This window comes from Rothia sp. (in: high G+C Gram-positive bacteria) (assembly GCF_015265375.1).
Classification (GTDB): domain Bacteria; phylum Actinomycetota; class Actinomycetes; order Actinomycetales; family Micrococcaceae; genus Rothia.
Genome location: NZ_JABZXW010000014.1, coordinates 1 through 17,180, shown reverse-complemented (window position 1 = coordinate 17,180; position 17,180 = coordinate 1). Strand labels below are relative to the sequence as shown.

The 17,180-nt window shown below is 60.6% G+C and carries 15 protein-coding genes; 7 read left to right on the top strand and 8 right to left on the bottom strand.

Annotated features, from left to right (window positions below; all coding sequences use genetic code 11):
* The first annotated feature begins 60 nt into the window (after nt 1-60).
* Together HXO69_RS03325 and HXO69_RS03320 are read left to right on the top strand one after the other, a co-directional pair.
* Nucleotides 61-663, top strand: coding sequence for a TIGR00730 family Rossman fold protein (locus HXO69_RS03325; RefSeq protein WP_296545285.1), 603 nt, complete (start codon nt 61-63; stop codon nt 661-663).
* Between the two features lie 45 nt (nt 664-708).
* The gene (locus HXO69_RS03320; protein WP_296545284.1) at nt 709-1,431 is read left to right on the top strand and encodes a pyroglutamyl-peptidase I; all 723 of its coding nucleotides are present in this window, start codon (nt 709-711) and stop codon (nt 1,429-1,431) included.
* A 126-nt stretch (nt 1,432-1,557) separates the two neighbouring features.
* Here HXO69_RS03320 and pgi read toward each other — a convergent pair whose 3' ends face one another.
* On the bottom strand, nt 1,558-3,234 hold the full coding sequence (pgi, locus tag HXO69_RS03315; protein WP_296545283.1) for a glucose-6-phosphate isomerase: 1,677 nt from the start codon (nt 3,232-3,234) through the stop codon (nt 1,558-1,560).
* A 129-nt stretch (nt 3,235-3,363) separates the two neighbouring features.
* Between pgi and HXO69_RS03310 the strand changes: the two genes are divergently transcribed.
* The 5 genes from HXO69_RS03310 to dapC all read left to right on the top strand — a co-directional run bounded on the left by HXO69_RS03310 (nt 3,364) and on the right by dapC (nt 10,219).
* The gene (locus tag HXO69_RS03310) at nt 3,364-4,311 is read left to right on the top strand and encodes an NAD(+) diphosphatase (RefSeq protein WP_296545282.1); all 948 of its coding nucleotides are present in this window, start codon (nt 3,364-3,366) and stop codon (nt 4,309-4,311) included.
* Between the two features lie 200 nt (nt 4,312-4,511).
* A complete protein-coding gene (gene typA, locus HXO69_RS03305; protein ID WP_049347061.1) occupies nt 4,512-6,425 on the top strand; it encodes a translational GTPase TypA in 1,914 nt (637 codons plus the stop codon).
* Between the two features lie 305 nt (nt 6,426-6,730).
* On the top strand, nt 6,731-8,080 hold the full coding sequence (locus HXO69_RS03300; RefSeq protein ID WP_070687866.1) for a PIG-L family deacetylase: 1,350 nt from the start codon (nt 6,731-6,733) through the stop codon (nt 8,078-8,080).
* A 485-nt stretch (nt 8,081-8,565) separates the two neighbouring features.
* On the top strand, nt 8,566-8,886 hold the full coding sequence (fdxA, locus tag HXO69_RS03295) for a ferredoxin (protein WP_049354209.1): 321 nt from the start codon (nt 8,566-8,568) through the stop codon (nt 8,884-8,886).
* Nucleotides 8,887-9,079: 193 nt separating this feature from the next.
* The gene (dapC, locus tag HXO69_RS03290; protein WP_296545281.1) at nt 9,080-10,219 is read left to right on the top strand and encodes a succinyldiaminopimelate transaminase; all 1,140 of its coding nucleotides are present in this window, start codon (nt 9,080-9,082) and stop codon (nt 10,217-10,219) included.
* Nucleotides 10,220-10,351: 132 nt separating this feature from the next.
* On the opposite strand, the gene HXO69_RS03285 is transcribed toward dapC, so the two are convergent.
* The 7 genes from HXO69_RS03285 to dapD all read right to left on the bottom strand — a co-directional run.
* Nucleotides 10,352-11,290: an amino acid ABC transporter permease gene (locus HXO69_RS03285; RefSeq protein WP_005505217.1), complete on the bottom strand. Its 939-nt coding sequence runs from the start codon at nt 11,288-11,290 to the stop codon at nt 10,352-10,354.
* Complete coding sequence (locus tag HXO69_RS03280; RefSeq protein WP_049327621.1) at nt 11,287-11,970, bottom strand: amino acid ABC transporter permease; 684 nt, start codon at nt 11,968-11,970, stop codon at nt 11,287-11,289. Before HXO69_RS03280 ends, HXO69_RS03285 begins: the two co-directional genes overlap by 4 nt.
* Nucleotides 11,971-11,990: 20 nt before the next feature.
* The gene (locus tag HXO69_RS03275; RefSeq protein WP_049337285.1) at nt 11,991-12,821 is read right to left on the bottom strand and encodes a glutamate ABC transporter substrate-binding protein; all 831 of its coding nucleotides are present in this window, start codon (nt 12,819-12,821) and stop codon (nt 11,991-11,993) included.
* 15 nt (nt 12,822-12,836) lie between these two features.
* Nucleotides 12,837-13,601: an amino acid ABC transporter ATP-binding protein gene (locus HXO69_RS03270; RefSeq protein WP_049337287.1), complete on the bottom strand. Its 765-nt coding sequence runs from the start codon at nt 13,599-13,601 to the stop codon at nt 12,837-12,839.
* Nucleotides 13,602-13,977: 376 nt separating this feature from the next.
* On the bottom strand, nt 13,978-14,991 hold the full coding sequence (gene galE / locus HXO69_RS03265) for a UDP-glucose 4-epimerase GalE (protein WP_005508490.1): 1,014 nt from the start codon (nt 14,989-14,991) through the stop codon (nt 13,978-13,980).
* 225 nt (nt 14,992-15,216) lie between these two features.
* Nucleotides 15,217-16,101 carry a DUF4253 domain-containing protein gene (locus tag HXO69_RS03260; protein WP_070831630.1) on the bottom strand — a complete coding sequence of 295 codons (885 nt, stop codon included), beginning with the start codon at nt 16,099-16,101 and terminating at the stop codon, nt 15,217-15,219.
* Nucleotides 16,102-16,341: 240 nt separating this feature from the next.
* A partial coding sequence (gene dapD / locus HXO69_RS03255) for a 2,3,4,5-tetrahydropyridine-2,6-dicarboxylate N-succinyltransferase (RefSeq protein ID WP_296545280.1) occupies nt 16,342-17,180 on the bottom strand: 839 nt, incomplete at its 5' end.

Here is a 17,180-nt window from a genome sequence, read left to right as displayed (position 1 = left end):
GAGGCGAAGCCGCCACGCAGCGACGCGTACGGTACCCTCGCCCATCCCTCAAGGAGAACCATGAAGAAGACTGACTACAACCTCGCCGTCTACTGCGGTGCACGCTCCGGTAACGACCCGCTCTTCACCGAGCGTGCCCGCGAACTCGGCACCCTCTGCGCCCAGAACAACATTGGCGTGGTCTACGGTGGCGGCCGCACCGGCCTCATGGGCACCGTCGCGGGCGCAACCCTGGACGCCGGCGGCGTGGTCTACGGCGTGGTCACTCACAAGCTGGTCGGCCTGGAGGGCGTGTACCCCGGCCAGACCACCCTCGACATTGTGGACACCATGCACCAGCGCAAAATCGCCATGATCGAGAAGGCTGACGCGTTTGTCGCTATGCCCGGCGGCCCCGGCACCCTCGAAGAGTTCTTTGAAGTTTTCAGCTGGCAGTTCCTCGACATTCACTCCAAGCCGGTCGCCCTGCTGAACGTCAACGGCTACTGGGATAAGCTCATCGACGCCATGCACTACATGGCGTCCACCGGCCTGCTGAACGAGCGCTACCTGGACGAACTCATTATCGCGACCACCCCCGAAGAGCTGCTGGAAGCGCTCGCCAAGGACCTGGAACGCCGCGCTGCCGAAAAGAACGTAGCTGAGAAAAACACTGCTGAATAAAACAAGCACTGCTGAGTAAAACCACCGCAGAAAACGAGATTGACTATGGCAACCACCCCCAACCAGGCACGCACCCTGTTGCTGACCTTCTTCGGACCGTTCCCCGGCGTGCCCGTGAACCCCACCGTGGCGCTCGCCGAGGGTGCCCAGCGTCTGCTGACTCGGATGCGCCCGGATCTGAACGTCATCACCCGCGAGCTGCCCGTCAGCTACGACGGCTCCAGCACCGCCCTGCGTGCCGCCCTGCAGGAGGTGCAACCCGACGCGCTCATCAGCCTGGGCGTGGCGGTTGGCCGTGACGTGGTCAGCCTCGAACAGGTTGCTATCAACCTGGACTCCGCCGGTATTGAAGATAACGACGGCGACCAGCGCTGCGATGAGCCAATCGCCCCCGGTGGTCAGGAGGCGTACTTCTCCTCCCTGCCGGTGCGTGCCAGCTTTGAGCGTCTGCGTGCGGCGGGGGAGCCGGTCGAGATTTCGTACACCGCCGGAACCTACGTGTGCAACCACGTGTTTTATGAGGGGCAGCGCATCAGTCGCGAGCTGGGGCTGAGCATCCCCGCAGGGTTCGTGCACGTGCCCGCAACCCGCGCCGATGGTGGAGAGACTGCCGCCGGTGAAAAAGCAACCGAGGGTGTAGAACTGACCGCTCACCGTGACGCCGGTGGCGTGGTACGCGACGAGCAGGGCATCCCGCAGCTGCCCGAATCCACCGTGGTGCGCATCATCGCGGAGGTCGTCTCCGATACCCTGCCCGCGCTGGACTAACAGTACTGAGTCAGCCAGAACCCATATAGCAGAACCGCCGGATAGTCTCCCAAACGGGAGCCTATCCGGCGGTTTGTGCATCCTACACCTGCAGGCTATAAAACCCTCGGGTGTAGGTTTGAGCTACTACTTGGTGCGGTTCTTCAGGTAGTAGTCAATCAGCGAAGCGGTCGAAGAATCCTGGCGCTCCAGAACCTCGCGGTCGCCCTCAATAGCGGGAACCAGGTCCAGCGCCAGCTTCTTACCGAGCTCAACGCCCCACTGGTCGAAGGAGTCAATACCCCAAACAACACCCTGAACGAAGGTGATGTGCTCGTACAGGGCAATCAGGGAGCCCAGAACGCGCGGGGTCAGGCGCGGCGCCATGATGGAGGTGGAGGGGCGGTTACCGCTGAAGATACGTGCGTTGACCACGTGCTCTGCGGTGCCCTCTGCACGGACCTCTTCCTCGGTCTTGCCGAACGCCAGAGCCTGAGACTGTGCGAAGAAGTTAGCCAGGAACAGCTCGTGAACGTCCTGCTCGCCGTCCTTGGTCGGGTGGACCGGGTTAGCGAATGCTAGGAAGTCCGCGGGAATCAGGCGGGTGCCCTGGTGGATCAGCTGGTAGAAAGCGTGCTGGCCGTTGGTGCCGGGCTCGCCCCAGAACACTTCACCGGTTGCGTAGTTGACGAAGGAGCCGTCTGCGCGAACGGACTTGCCGTTGGACTCCATGGTCAGCTGCTGCAGGTATGCGGGGAAGCGGTGCAGGTACTGGTCGTAGGGCAGAACCGCGTGGGTCTCAGCACCCAGGAAGTTCACGTTCCAGATGTTCAGCAGACCCATCAGAACGGGTACGTTCTGAGCCAGGGGAGCGGTGCGGAAGTGCTCGTCCATTGCGTGGAAGCCGGCGAGGAATTCAGCGAAAACCTTCGGGCCGAAAACAATAGCCAGGGAGGTACCGATTGCGGAGTCTACGGAGTAGCGGCCGCCAACCCAGTCCCAGAAGCCGAAAGCGTTCTCGGGGTCAATGCCGAATGCTGCAACCTTGTCGAGTGCGGTGGAGACAGCCACGAAGTGCTTAGCCACAGCCTCGGATGCTTCCTTACCCTCCAGCGCGCCTGCCTCACGCAGGGAGGAGAGCAGCCACTCGCGTGCCACGCGTGCGTTGGTCAGGGTCTCCAGGGTGCCGAAGGTCTTGGATGCGACGATGAACAGGGTGGTCTCGGGGTCCAGGTCGGAGACCTTCTCAGCCACGTCGGTCGGGTCAATGTTGGAGATGAAGCGTGCGGTGATGCCTGCATCTGCGTAGGGCTTGAGAGCCTCGTACACCATGACCGGGCCCAGGTCGGAGCCACCGATACCGATGTTCACGACGGTTTCGATGCGCTTGCCGGTGATACCGGTCCACTCGCCGTTGCGCACGCGCTCAGCGAATGCGTAAATCTTCTTCAGTACGGCATGAACGTCTGCGTCTACGTCCTGGCCGTCAACGGTCAGTGCGGGGGTGTAGCCCTCGGGGCGGCGCAGCGCGGTGTGCAGTACTGCGCGGTCCTCGGTGACGTTAATGTGCTCGCCGGAGAACATTGCTTCGCGAGCTTGCTCCAGCTTGACCTCTTCAGCGAGCTTGAGCAGCAGCTCAACGGTCTCGGAGGTAATCAGGTTCTTGGAGAGGTCGACGTGCAGTTCGTCGGCGGTGAAGCTGAGCTTCTGCGCGCGTTCCGGGTCAGCGGCAAACCATTCGCGCAGGTTCGGAGTGAGGGACTTGTGATGAGCGGACAGAGCCGACCATGCAGAAGTAGTCGTGGGGTCAATAGAAGTAGTCATGCTTCCATTCTCTTATTTTCGGGTGCCTCTGTCATCTCTTTCGAGAGTGATATGGGACGATACGGCGAAAAAATCGAAACCTGGCACCCTATTGTGGGCCTTACAGTATCAAGATGTAGAGTAAAATCCATGACTTCTTCACCTGAACACACGCCCGCTGATACTCACTCACTGCGCTACCTGCTGATTTCCCGCGCGGGAGAGACCCTCCTCAACGACGACGGAACCCTGCACTACCTGACCGGTAGCAATGCTGCCGAGCCGCTGGCCGAGGACGCTATCCTGGCGCGCAGCGTGATTCGCCCCGCCGCCTATGGCGCAGATGCGGAGAAGAACAGTGAGGCAGAGAAGAACGGGGCGCAGGTGCACGTGCTCTATTGCGAGGACAAAACCCTCGCGCAAGTCGCCGCCGACCTGAACAACTCTCGGGTGCGCGCCTCCGCCAGTGGTTTCCGCTACTACCCGGTCCACGACGACCCGGAAGGCCGCGCCCACTACGCCACCGCCCTGGCACGCCGCGACTACCTCATCGACATGCGCTACTCCGCATACAGCGGTGAGGAGGCGCCCCTCGGCTCGAAGGGCATCCGCCGCACCGCCTCCGGCGAGATGGTGTTCCCCCGCATTGAACCCGCCGTGATGGCGCTGGTGACCAGCCGCGACGGCGAGCGCGTGCTGCTGGCGAATAACCGCCAGTGGCACCCCAACCGTTTTGCCCTCATCGCCGGATTCGTTGATCCGGGTGAAAACCTCGAAGAGGCGATTACCCGCGAAGTCTACGAAGAGACCGGCCTGCACACCCTCAGCACCGAGTACCGTATGAGTGATGTGTGGCCTTTCCCGCGCTCGCTCATGATTTGCTACCGGGCGCGCGTGGATGAGAACGAACCTATCATCCACCACGACGGTGAGATTCGTGCGGCGCGCTGGTTCACCGCCGCGGAGCTGCGTGAGGCGATTGCCATTTCGGAGGAGCGCGGCAACAGCGCCGAGGATGACCCCGCCAAGCTGGAGCTGCCCGGCACGAATGCTGTCGCCCGCCGCATGCTTGATGAGTGGCTCGCAGAAAAGCCCTAGTGATACACTGGTAGCTAAGCCCAACGGAGGGGGGTCCGTTTTGGCGTGCCCGGAAACGCTCTCATTGCAGAGCGGCTCCAGGAGCAAACGTTCGAACCGGCAAATACCTGAAAAATAAGGTACGGCCCCGTGACCCCCGCGCCTCTAGAGCGCACCCGCTGGCAAGACTATCCCCTAGATTTAAGCGAGAAACTTAACGCATGTCTGAAAACACCGCTTCGCGCCCCGACCTTCGCAATGTGGCCATCGTGGCACACGTTGACCACGGCAAGACCACCATCGTCGACGCGATGCTGCAGCAGACCCACGCCTTCTCTGCCCACGCAGATGTTGAAGACCGAGTCATGGACTCCGGCGACCTCGAAAAGGAAAAGGGCATCACCATTCTGGCGAAGAACACCACCGTGTTCTACAACGGCCCTTCCGCCAACGGTGAGACCATCACTATTAACGTTATTGACACCCCCGGCCACGCCGACTTCGGTGGCGAGGTGGAGCGCGGCCTGTCCATGGTTGACGGCGTTGTGCTGCTCGTGGACGCATCCGAAGGCCCGCTGCCCCAGACCCGCTTCGTGCTGCGTAAGGCACTGGCTGCTAAGCTGCCCGTGATCCTCGTGGTCAACAAGGTGGACCGCCCCGACTCCCGCATCGACGAGGTCGTTGGCGAGTCCATGGACCTGCTGCTGGGCCTGGCATCCGACCTGGCGGACGAGGTCCCGGACCTGGACCTGGATGCTGTGCTGAACGTTCCGGTGGTGTACGCATCCGGTAAGGCTGGCGCTGCGTCCCTGAACCAGCCCGCAGACGGCCAGCTGCCCGACAACGACGACCTTGAGCCGCTGTTCAAGACCATCATCGAGCACGTGCCCGCTCCCACCTACGACCCCAACGAGGTTCTGCAGGCACACGTGACCAACCTGGACTCCTCCCCGTTCCTGGGTCGTCTGGCACTGGTCCGTATCTTCAACGGCACCCTGAAGAAGGGCCAGACCGTTGCGTGGGCACGCCACGACGGTGAGATCAAGAATGTCCGTATCTCCGAGCTGCTGGCTACCAAGGCTCTCGAGCGCGTTCCCGCAGAGTCCGCTGGCCCCGGCGAAATCGTCGCAGTGGCTGGTATCGAGGACATCACCATTGGTGAAACCCTGACCGACGCTGAGAACCCCAAGCCCCTGCCGCTGATCAAGGTGGACGACCCCGCGATCTCCATGACCATCGGTATTAACACCTCCCCGCTGGCTGGCCGCGTCAAGGGCGCAAAGGTCACCGCACGTCAGGTGAAGGACCGCCTGGACCGCGAGCTCATCGGTAACGTGTCCATCAAGGTTCTGCCCACCCAGCGTCCGGACGCATGGGAAGTTCAGGGCCGTGGCGAGCTCGCCCTGGCTATCCTCGTGGAGCAGATGCGCCGTGAGGGCTTCGAGCTGACCGTGGGTAAGCCCCAGGTGGTTACCAAGACCATCGACGGCAAGGTCTACGAGCCCATGGAGCACATGATCATTGACGTGCCCGAGGAGTACCTGGGTGCTGTTACCCAGCTGATGGCTGCACGTAAGGGCCGCATGGAGAACATGGCGAACCACGGTACCGGTTGGGTCCGCATGGAGTTCGCTGTTCCCGCACGTGGTCTGATTGGTTTCCGTACCCAGTTCCTGACTGAGACCCGCGGTGCCGGTATTTCTTCCTCCTACTCGATTGAGCACGAGCCCTGGGCTGGCGACATTGAGTACCGCACCAACGGTTCGCTGATTGCTGACCGTGCCGGCGTGGTGACCCCCTACGCGATGATTAACCTGCAGGAGCGCGGCACCTTCTTCGTGGAGCCCACCTCCGAGGTGTACGAGGGCATGATCGTTGGTATGAACTCCCGTGCAGACGACATGGAAGTTAACATCACCAAGGAAAAGAAGCTGACCAACATGCGTTCTTCGACCGCGGACAACTTCGAAAACCTGACCCCGCCGAAGAAGCTGACCCTGGAAGAGTGCCTCGAGTTCGCTCGTGAAGACGAGTGCGTTGAGGTGACCCCCGAGGCGATTCGTATCCGTAAGGTCATCCTGGATTCCAACGAGCGTGTCCGCGAGTTCCGCCGCCGCGCACGTGCGAACGACTAATACTGCCGAAGTTACTTCCTAGTGGTTGTAACTGTCGCATAGAGCCGCCGCTACCTTCTGTATGGAAGGTGGCGGCGGTTCTATTTAACCCTCGAACGTCTTCGGGAAATATCGGTGGGGTAGGGGAGGGAGTGTGCTTTTGCTTTCTGCCTAAAACCGCCTCCGAAAAGCCTGAACGCCCCGCACCGTGCGGGTGAGTGTGTAAGATAAAATAATGCGCCCGAGGCGGTGGCACCTACCCGCCACCCCGCACGGCGCTGTTGACTGTCCGAAAAGCCCGACCCTGCGTATGAGAGGGAAAGCCTGTGTCTGATTCCGAGAACACTCAGCCTGATTCTGCGACCCCCAGCTACCCCACGCAGGGTGAGCGCATCGCCCCCGGCTCGCGCCGTGACCTGCTGCCGAATAATTACGATGCGAAGAAGGCGCGCATCCTGTTTGTGCATGCACACCCGGATGATGAGACCTCCTCAACCGGCGCAACCATGGCGTACTACGCGCAGAAGGGCGCGGAGGTGTACCTGCTGACCGCTACCCGCGGTGAGCTGGGCGAGGTCATCCCCGAGGAACTGCACCACCTGGAGGTTGGTAAGCCCGGTTGCCGCGATAACGGTGAGGCGCTGGGCGAGTACCGTACCGGTGAGCTTGCCGGCGCTATCAAAGCGCTGGGCGTGAAGAAGCAGTTCTTCCTGGGGCAGGAACCCGCCGTTGCGGAGGGCGCGCTGCCGCTGTACCGTGACTCCGGCATGGCGTGGGGCCCGGAGGGTAAGCCCGTCGCTAACCCGGTGGCGGCGGAGGATTCGTTGACCGCGCAGCCGCTGGAACCGCAGGCTCAGGCGCTGGTCGCCGCTATCCGCGCCCTCACCCCGGATGTTCTGGTCACCTACGATTCGGACGGCGGTTACGGCCACCCCGACCACGTGCGCGTGTACGAGATCGTGCACCGTGCCCTGCAGATCCTTGAAGATGACGAGGACCGCCCGATTCTTACCTGGGGTATTGAGGGCGAATTCGACGCGGCGGATCAGCGTCTGCAGGCTGCTATTTATGGTGACGGCACCGCCAAGCGCAAGGCAATGGAGGCGCACCGCACCCAGATTACGGTGGTGGACGAGAAGACTTTTGAGTACTCGAATAAGGTGCCGCAGAAGATTTCTGCCGTGGAGACTTTCCGTGTGCTCGACGGTGACCCGACCGCGACCGTGCACCCGAAGCCGCAGGAGGCTGGCCTGGTTGCGGGTATTCTGACCGGCTCGATTCTGGGTATTTTTGCCGGTATTGCCGGGTCGATTTACCACGCTTGGGTCGTGTATGCGGGGGATACCGCCCTGCCCCTCGGCTTGCTGGTGGCGTACCTGACGGTTTTCTTTACCGCCCTGTGGTGCGCCCTGTCGCTGCGTCGTGGCTACGCGGCGGCGGTCGTGGCTGTTGCAGTGTTCGTGACCGTGTACGTGCTCGGTTACGGTCGCCCCGATTCGCCGTTTGTTTTGGTGAACCCGGGCCATTCGGCGATTGGCTTCTACGGTGCCCTGTGGTGGTTTGGTGCCCCGGTTGCGGCGATGCTGGGCATGCTCGTGTACACGCGCGCTCGTGTGAAGGACGCGCAGTATTTCTCGCCGCGTGCGGCGCATCAGCGTGCGCGCGCTAAGAAGTAGTCTGAAGGTTACTGCTCAGTTATAACGTGGGGGAGGGGCGTTCCGGTTAGCCGGGGCGCCCCTCCTGCTGATTTGGTGCTGCACCGCTGCTATCTTCTGTACCCGCCGGATAGCGGAAAATAGGGAAGAAAATTTATGCGTTATTCGATGAATTTCATGCGTGGGAAAAAGTATTGACTTCATCAAAAATTTAATGTGATGAAGATTTCATTTTTTGCTCAAGGTATTTTTAAAAGCGTACCGACTAGCTATAACGCAAAAAAATACCAGGGCAGGCTAGCCTAAAAAATACCCCCGCAAAGCCAAACGTTCGCTGTATGCTACGCCACGAAAATACTGTTAAACAGTCAGCGCGCGATAGACTATACACAGACTTCCCCGCCGGGTACCAACCACTCGGCGGTTTACTCTGTAGATTTTGCCCTGCAGCAGACGACCCGCAGAACGGCGGGCACGGGGCGAACAGCTTCTAGAAAGGCACACCAATGACCTACGTAATCGCGCTTCCCTGCGTGGATGTCAAAGACCGCGCATGCGTTGAAGAATGCCCCGTCGACTGCATCTACGAAGGCGAACGCACCCTGTACATCCACCCGGATGAGTGCGTGGACTGCGGCGCCTGCGAGCCCGTCTGCCCCGTAGAAGCAATCTACTACGAAGACGACGTCCCCGAAGAGTGGACCGAATACGTCAGCGCCAACGCAGACTTCTTCGACGACCTGGGTTCCCCCGGTGGCGCAGCAAAGCTCGGCCCCACCGGCAAGGACGTGCCCTTCATCGCGGCGCTGCCCCCTCGTGGCGAGTAATCCCTGCGGCGAATAATAGCGACAACCGCATAGACTGACCGCACCCGCTAACGGGTGCCAAGAGCCTCCATCACAGCACCCGGTGCCCACGCACCGTCTAGGCGCTGGAATGGAGGCTCTTGCTGTAGGCACGCCAGCGCACGGACGCTAGACTAAAATGACGAAAACTATTCCCAAGCAACCAGGTGACACAATGACTTACGGCCTGAACCTGCCCGAATACCCCTGGGAGGCGCTCGCCCCCTACCGCGCAACCGCGGCCGCCCACCCGGACGGCCCGGTGGACCTGTCCATCGGCACCCCGGTTGACCCGACCCCGCAGAACATTCGCGAGGCGCTGGCGGCTGCCTCTGACGCTCCCGGCTACCCGACCACCCACGGCACCCCCGCCCTGCGTGAGGCTATTGCTGAGTGGTTTGCGCGCCGCCGCGGTGTGACCGGTCTGAGCCCGGACGCAATCATGCCCACGGTCGGCTCGAAGGAGCTCGTGGCGTGGCTGCCGTTCCTGCTGGGTCTGGGCACGGGCGATGTGGTCGTGTACCCGCGCGTTGCGTACCCCACCTACGATATGGGTGCCCGCTTCGCCCGCGCCGAGTCTGTGCCCGCCGATAGCTTGGATGAGCTGGACGCTGACACCCGTAGCCGTGTGAAGCTGATTTGGGTGAACTCCCCGGCGAACCCGAACGGCACGGTCCGTACCGTGGAGCAGCTGCGTGAGATTGTGGCGCAGGCGCGCGAAATCGGTGCCGTGGTGGCATCCGATGAATGCTACGCGGAGCTCGGTTGGGGTGCTTGGGATGAGGCGCGCGGCGGTCAGCCGGTGCCGTCCATCCTGGATCCGCGCGTGTGCGATGGCGACTTCACCGGCCTGTTTGCGGTGTACTCGCTGTCGAAGCAATCGAACCTCGCCGGTTACCGTGCCGCGTTCATCGCCGGTGCTCCCGAAATCATGCCGAACCTGATTAATAGCCGTAAGCACGCCGGCATGATTGTGCCCGCCCCCGTGCAGGCTGCCATGATGGTTGCGTTGGCTGATGAGGCGCACGTGGCGGCTCAGAAGGACCTGTACCGTGCCCGCCGCGAGGTACTGCAGGAGGCGATTGCCGCCGCCGGTGGTCGCATTGAGGACTCTGAGGCTGGCCTGTACCTGTGGACCACTTTCGGTGAGTCCACCTGGGATTCGATTGGTCGCCTGGCGGAGCTGGGTATTATTGCTGGCCCCGGCGTGTTCTACGGCGAGGACGGCGAAGGCTACGTGCGTATCGCCCTGACTGCCTCTGATGAGGCGGTGGCGAAGGCTGCTGAGCGTCTGAAGGCTTCTGCGTCTAAGTAACGTTGCCGCTAAGTAGCTCCGACAGTAACTAGCCCGCATAGCAGAAAGCCCCCGCACCCTCCCGAAAGGGGAGTGCTGGGGCTTTGCCGTATCTGCTGATAATCGTTGGCTGAGGAGCCCGAACGAGAAGGGTTACTTGCGGTCGCCGGGCAGAACGAACATCTGAACGGTCGGCGGGTTCGGGTTATCCAGAGCGTCCGGAATCAGGTTTCGGGTCACCTTTGCGGAGGTGCGCGACGCCAGCCTGTCCGTAATGCCGGTTGCTACAGCCGTCAGCACGAAGTTCACCGTCACGAAGAGTGCCGCCGCCAGAATCAGGGTCTGCAGCACGTTGCCGTCACCGGAACCGATGCGGCGCGCCGAAGCGAGCAGCTCGGGGTAGGAGATGATGTAACCGAGGGCGGTGTCCTTCAGAATCACAACGAACTGGCTGAGCATTGAGGGCATCATCGCGGTGAACGCCTGCGGAAGCAGGATCCGAATCAGCGTCTGGGTCGGGGTCAGACCAATCGCAAGACCCGCCTCGCCCTGACCGCGAGGAAGTTGCTTCACGCCCGAACGCAGTAGCTCAGCAATCACCGAGCCGTTGTACAGGGTCAGACCAATCACCACGGCGATGAAGGGCAGCTGAGCCGGCGGAAGGCCGCTGTACTTGCCCAAGAACAGCCAGAAGAAGATCATCATGATCAGCACCGGCACGGCGCGGAAGAACTCTACCACCACGGTGCCGAACCAGCGGATAACGCGGTACTGGGAGAGTCGAGCAATACCGAAGACCACACCGAACGCAACCGAGGTAACCACCGAAACCGCTGCCGCCGACAGGGTCGAGGCAAGGCCCGGCAGGTAGTAGGAGCTCCAGGCGCGGGCGGTGAACAGATCAGTCCACTTCTCCGGCTCCAGTTGGCCCTTCTGACCCATCACGGTCAGCACATACACCGCAAATAGTGCAAAAAGGACTACCGCAGCAATGTTGAAGATGCGGATACGACGCTGCGCGATAGGACCCGGCTCGTCGAAAAGCACCGAAGAAGCGGCGCGGGTGTCATTACTGATAAAAGGGTTTTTCATCGCTTCACCGCCAGCTTACGGGATGACCAGGTGGTCAACGCACCAATGGGAACAACAATGATGACAAAGCCCATCGCAAACATGATGAAGATAGCGAGCACCATGTTCGCGTCGAACTCAATCATGGATTTCATCAGCCCGGAGGCCTCCGCCACCGACGCGACCGAGGCGACAGTGCTGTTCTTCGTCAACGCAATCAGAGTATTGCCGAGCGGGGTAATGGCGCCGCGTAGAGCCTGAGGGAAAATCACCAGGCGGGCGGTGTCGAAGAAACCCAGACCGATAGCGCGTGCCGCCTCAGCCTGACCCTTCGGCACGGTGTTCACACCCGAACGGATCGCCTCGCAGATAAACGCCGAATGGTAAATCGATAGGGCAATGACCGCGTACACGAAGAAGTTCGTGTCGAAATCGTGCGAGAAGGAGAGCTGGAACTGCGTCCACACACCCAAAATGGCGAAAGTCATCATGATGGTGAGCGGAGTATTACGGACAGTATGCACATAGGCGGTGCCCACCCAGCGCAGGGACGGGACGGGGCTGATGCGCATGAGCGCCAGCACAGTACCGAGAACGAACGAGCCAAGAGCCGCCCAGAAGGTCAGCTGAATATTGGTCATGAAGGCGCCAACCACATCGTACTTGGACAGGAGGGTGCCGAGTTGGTCAAAGAATGACATTCGTGAACCTCTCTAGAGGCCTAGGCGCAGGAGGTGCCCAGGTGCGGCGGGTTGGTTTCGGTGTTGTAGTGGTAGCCGGTGCCTTCGGTGTACTTGGTGATGAGCTTCTCCCAGGTACCGTCGGCAACCATCTCGTTGATGGCGTTGTTCACGGCTTCGCACTTGTCAGTGCCCTTGGGCAGACCCACGCCGTAGCGTTCGGTCGTGAAGGGGGAGCCGACCACTTTCAGCTTGCCCTTGTTCGCTTTGGTGGCTGCCAGACCGGCGAGGGTAATGTCGTCGGTGGTGACGGCGTCCACCACGCCGCCGTTGAGGGCGACCACGCAGTCGGAGTAGCTGTTCTGCTTGACCAGGTTCACGTTCTTGGCGAACTTGTCCTGCACCTTCTGGGCGCTGGTGGAGCCGGTGACGGAGCAGAGGTTCTTGCCGTTGAGGTCGTCCGGGCCGTGAATATCGGTGTTATCGGCACGCACGAGCAGGTCCTGACCAGCCGTGTAGTAGGGGCCGGCGAAGTCCACGGTCTTCTTGCGGCTTTCAGAGATGGAGTAGGTCGCAAAAATCATGTCTACCTGACCGGTGTTGAGCATGTTTTCGCGGTTAGCGGCGGGGGATTCGACGAACTCAATCTGCTCTTCGGAGTAGCCGAGCTTACCGGCGACGTAGCGTGCCACCTCCACGTCGAAGCCGGTGTAGGTGTTGCCGTCCTGGTAACCGAGGCCGGGCTGGTCTACTTTGATGCCGATGCGGATCTTGTGGTCGCTGTCTGCGCTGGAGCATCCGGCGAGGACGCCGGTCAGAGCGAGGGATGCTGCTGCGGCGAGTGCCGCGAGCCTACGTGAATATTTTTGCATGTCGGTCCCTCTGCTTTAGTGGTTGATGATCTTGGAGAGGAAGTCCTTGGCGCGCTCGCTCTTCGGGTTGGTGAAGAACTCGTCCGGGTGCGCCTCTTCGATGATCTCGCCGTCGGCAAGGAAGACGATGCGGTCTGCCGCCTTGCGGGCAAAACCCATCTCGTGGGTCACCACGATCATGGTCATGCCTTCCCTCGCGAGGGAGACCATGGTGTCGAGCACCTCGTTGACCATTTCGGGGTCGAGCGCGCTGGTGGGTTCGTCGAAGAGCATGACCTTGGGCTTCATGGCGAGTGCACGGGCGATGGCGACGCGCTGCTGCTGACCGCCGGAAAGCTCTGCGGGCATCTTGTGCACCTGGGAATCCACACCGACCTTCGCGAGCAGGTTCATGGCTTCTGCTTCTGCCTCTGACTTGGACATTTTGCGGATTCGGCGGGGCCCAAGGGTTACGTTATCGAGGATGTTCTTGTGCGCGAAGAGGTTGTAGGACTGGAAAACCATGCCGACTTCGGCGCGGAGCTTGGCGAGTGCGCGGCCTTCTTCGGGTAGTTCTTGTCCGTCAATGGTGATGGATCCGCTGGTGATAGTTTCGAGGCGGTTGATGGTTCGGCAGAGGGTGGATTTGCCGGAACCGGAGGGGCCGAGGAGGACGACGACCTCACCTTTTCCCACGGAAAGATTGATGTTCTTCAGAACGTGGTTGGTGCCGTAGTACTTGTTGACGTTGGCGATTTCGATGAGGTTTTTCTGCGCTTCGGGAGCTGCCTGTGCGGACATTTTGAACCCTTTCACGTGAGGTGCGTCTATGATGCGGGTTGTCTGTATGCTGAGTTTTCAGCTTACGCCTCAGACGGTTTCCTGTCTGCAAAATATTCACTTTACTGGGTAAGCAATGTGAATTTTTAAGCATGAATGCATAGTTATAGTATTTTTGACGTAAAAATATGGGTAAAAAACACCCCATCTTCACAAAAGGCTCTGACTAGGGAATATATTCTTCCCTTTCTCTACGCACTCACGAGGTGTCAAACGCCTTTGGGGAGGTAGTCACGACTTGGTAAAAATTTCGAAAAAAGTGCAAAAAAGTGCCCGATAGGTGAGATAAACACCTAACGGGCACTTTTCAACACCCCTCACAAGGGGCTAAAACAGCTTAGGCTTCGTAACCGTTGGGGTTGTTCTTCTGCCAGTTCCAGTGGTCGCGAACCATGGTCTTAATGTCGCGGCTAGCGCTCCAACCCAGATCCGCCAGAGCAGAGGAAGGATCAGCGTAAGAGACCGCAACGTCACCGGGGCGACGATCCACAATCTTGTACGGCAGCTCCTTACCGCACGCCTCCTCGAACGCGTGCAGAACCTGCAGAACCGAGTAGCCGTTACCGGTACCCAGGTTCCAGGTGTGCAGGCCGCCGTGCTCAGTAATGTAGTTCAGCGCCTTCAGGTGGCCGTCAGCCAGGTCAACCACGTGGATGTAGTCGCGCACGCCGGTACCGTCAACGGTCGGGTAGTCGTTACCGAAGACGTTCAGGTGCTCGCGGCGACCCACAGCAACCTGCGCGATGAAGGGCACCAGGTTGTTCGGGATGCCCGCCGGGTCCTCACCGATACGGCCGGACTCGTGCGCACCAACGGGGTTGAAGTAACGCAGCAGAGCAATGTTCCACTTGGGATCGGAAGCAGCCAGGTCAACCAGCATGTCCTCAATGTGCTCCTTGGTGCGGCCGTAGCAGGACTGCGCATCCATGTTCATCTTCTCGATCAGAGGCATGGACTCGGGCTCACCGTACACGGTAGCGGAGGAGGAGAACACGATGGAGTGGCAGTCAGCCTCGTCCATTGCGTACAGCAGGTTCAGGGTGCCAGCCACGTTGGTCTGGTAGTACCACAGCGGCTTCTCAGCGGACTCGCCCACAGCCTTCAGGCCCGCAAAGTGAATCACAGCGTCGGGGCGAACCTGCTTGAAGAGAGCCTTCATACCTTCGAGGTCGAGCAGATCAACCTTGTGGAACTCGGGGGCGCGGCCAGCGAGTTCAGCGACGCGCTTGAGGGACTCCTCGGAAGAGTTCGCGAGGTTATCCATGACGACGACGTCGTGGCCTGCCTTGAGCAGTTCAAGTACAGTGTGGGAGCCGATGTAGCCGGCGCCGCCGGTAACGAGTACCTTCATGATGTCCTTTCGGGCTTTATATATCCGGAAAAAGTGCTCCGGATGGGGGACAAAAGCTGTTGAGCTGTATCTAATGGTACAGCTGTGCACGAGGTGTAAGTACCTTCGGACACTGTGCGCTTGTGCACTCTGGTGTGAGCACGTGGGAGGCGTTATTGAGGTGTGTCGCCACTCGCTTTTGCCCAGCGCCTGAATCCGCGTATCAGCTGATTTCTGATCCGACTTCTAATCCCACCAGAAATACCACTGGCGGCTCTGGTGAATAAACTCCGTCAGCTGCTCAATATCTTCAAACACCTGGAACGGAAGATCGGAACAAAATGCGAATTGCTCGACCGCCAGATTCTTCGCCTCGACCGGGTCGGTGACGGGGCGTTCCACCAGAAATTCTAGGCAGTCAGCACCGTCAAGAGCCGCCGGGATGGCACCGTACTTTTCACGCCAATAGTGGGTGAACGCCAGCTGCGTTTCAGCGTCCGGGCAGTCATTCCAGCCGCCAAAGGGCAGGTACGCGGGAATATCGGCGGGGTCATCGGTCGGAATCTGCAGCAGGAGCATCTCGCCTTTCTCCTCCTCATCCGCAAGCTCGTAGCAGAGCAGAGCGGAAAGAGTCGGGGCGTCATCTTCGGGCTCCTCATCGGGCAGAAAATCGGAGCTCATAAACTCGTCAACAAGCTTGTTGAGGTCGAACTCGTCAGGGGCGTCCTCGTGAGTATCTTCGCCGTCACCGGTAACCTTGCGCAGCTGCTGGGCAATGACTGCGCTGCCGTACTCTTCGGCGGAGGCGCCGCCCCGGGCGGTACGGTAACGCTGCAGGATGGCACGAGTGTAGGCGCTCACCTGCTCGGGGGTTAGCGTCTCAACATCGTCAATGATGTCGTGCTCAAGGGACACCGCGATAACCATGCTTTCAAGCACCGTATCGTTCAGGTTCAGGAAGAAAGGGACGAACCCCTGCGCGCGCCCCAGCTTAGACAGCTCATCGTAACGAGCCATGGCATCAGCAGCCGAAGCGCCCATTGGAATACGCTCGTGCGGGTAGGGGAAGAGACGCGTAAAGTGCCGGTAGGTTTCGCTCATCGTCGACTCTGACTTAGTCGATTCGGGCATCTGAATTCCTCTCTGAACTGTATAAGCGGTCAGTCATGGCGGGTGCGCTGTACCCGGTACTACCAGCCTAGCGAAAGCCCGAGCCGCCCGCCCTGAAAACGGTCATCGTAGCCGCCACGGATTCGCGCCCAGCCTGTGAAAGCGGCAGAAGAAGGAACACAGGGCACAGAAAAGGGGCCGGGATGCTTCACACATCCCGACCCCAAAAGATTGCAAAGACAACCAGCACTAGTGCACAGACTAGTTCAGGTGCAGCGCCTCGTTCAGCTCCACGGTGTTCTTTGCACGCGGCAGAACCTCAATCGCGCCGCTGATCGAATTGCGGCGGAACAGCAGGTTCGACACGCCGGACAGCTCCGCAGCCTTCACCACGCGCGCCTCCTGACCGGGTAGCAGAACACTCACGCGCGAACCGGCGGTCACGTACAGGCCAGCCTCAACCACGCAGTCATCACCCAGGGCAATACCGATACCGGACTCCGCACCCAGCAGAGAACGCTCACCAATGGACACGCGCTGAGTGCCGCCACCGGAGAGGGTACCCATCGTGGAGGCGCCGCCACCCACATCCGAGCCGTCGCCCACCACAACGCCCTGAGAAATACGGCCCTCAACCATGGAGGTGCCCAGGGTACCGGCGTTGAAGTTCACGAAGCCCTCGTGCATCACGGTCGTGCCGGACGCCAAGTGCGCACCCAGGCGTAGACGGTCACCGTCGCCAATACGCACGCCGGCGGGAACCACGTAATCCACCAGGCGCGGGAACTTATCAATGTGGCTCACGCTCAGGTGGCCCAGCTTGCGCAGACCAATCGCCAGCTTCTGGAACTCGGCGGCAAGCACCGGGCCGTGGTTGGTCCACGCAACATTCGCCAGGGTGCCGAACAGACCGTCCAGGTTCAGCTCGTTGGGGCGAACCAGAGTGTGCGAGAGCAGGTGCAGACGCAGGTACGCGTCGACCGCATCTTCGGGTGCCTCATCCAGGTTGATGGAGGCGGTACGCACCTCGGTACGGGCATTGCGCGCCGGATGCTCAACGGCCAGGTCCTCCAGCTCGTCCGCGATGGACAGGTCGGGGG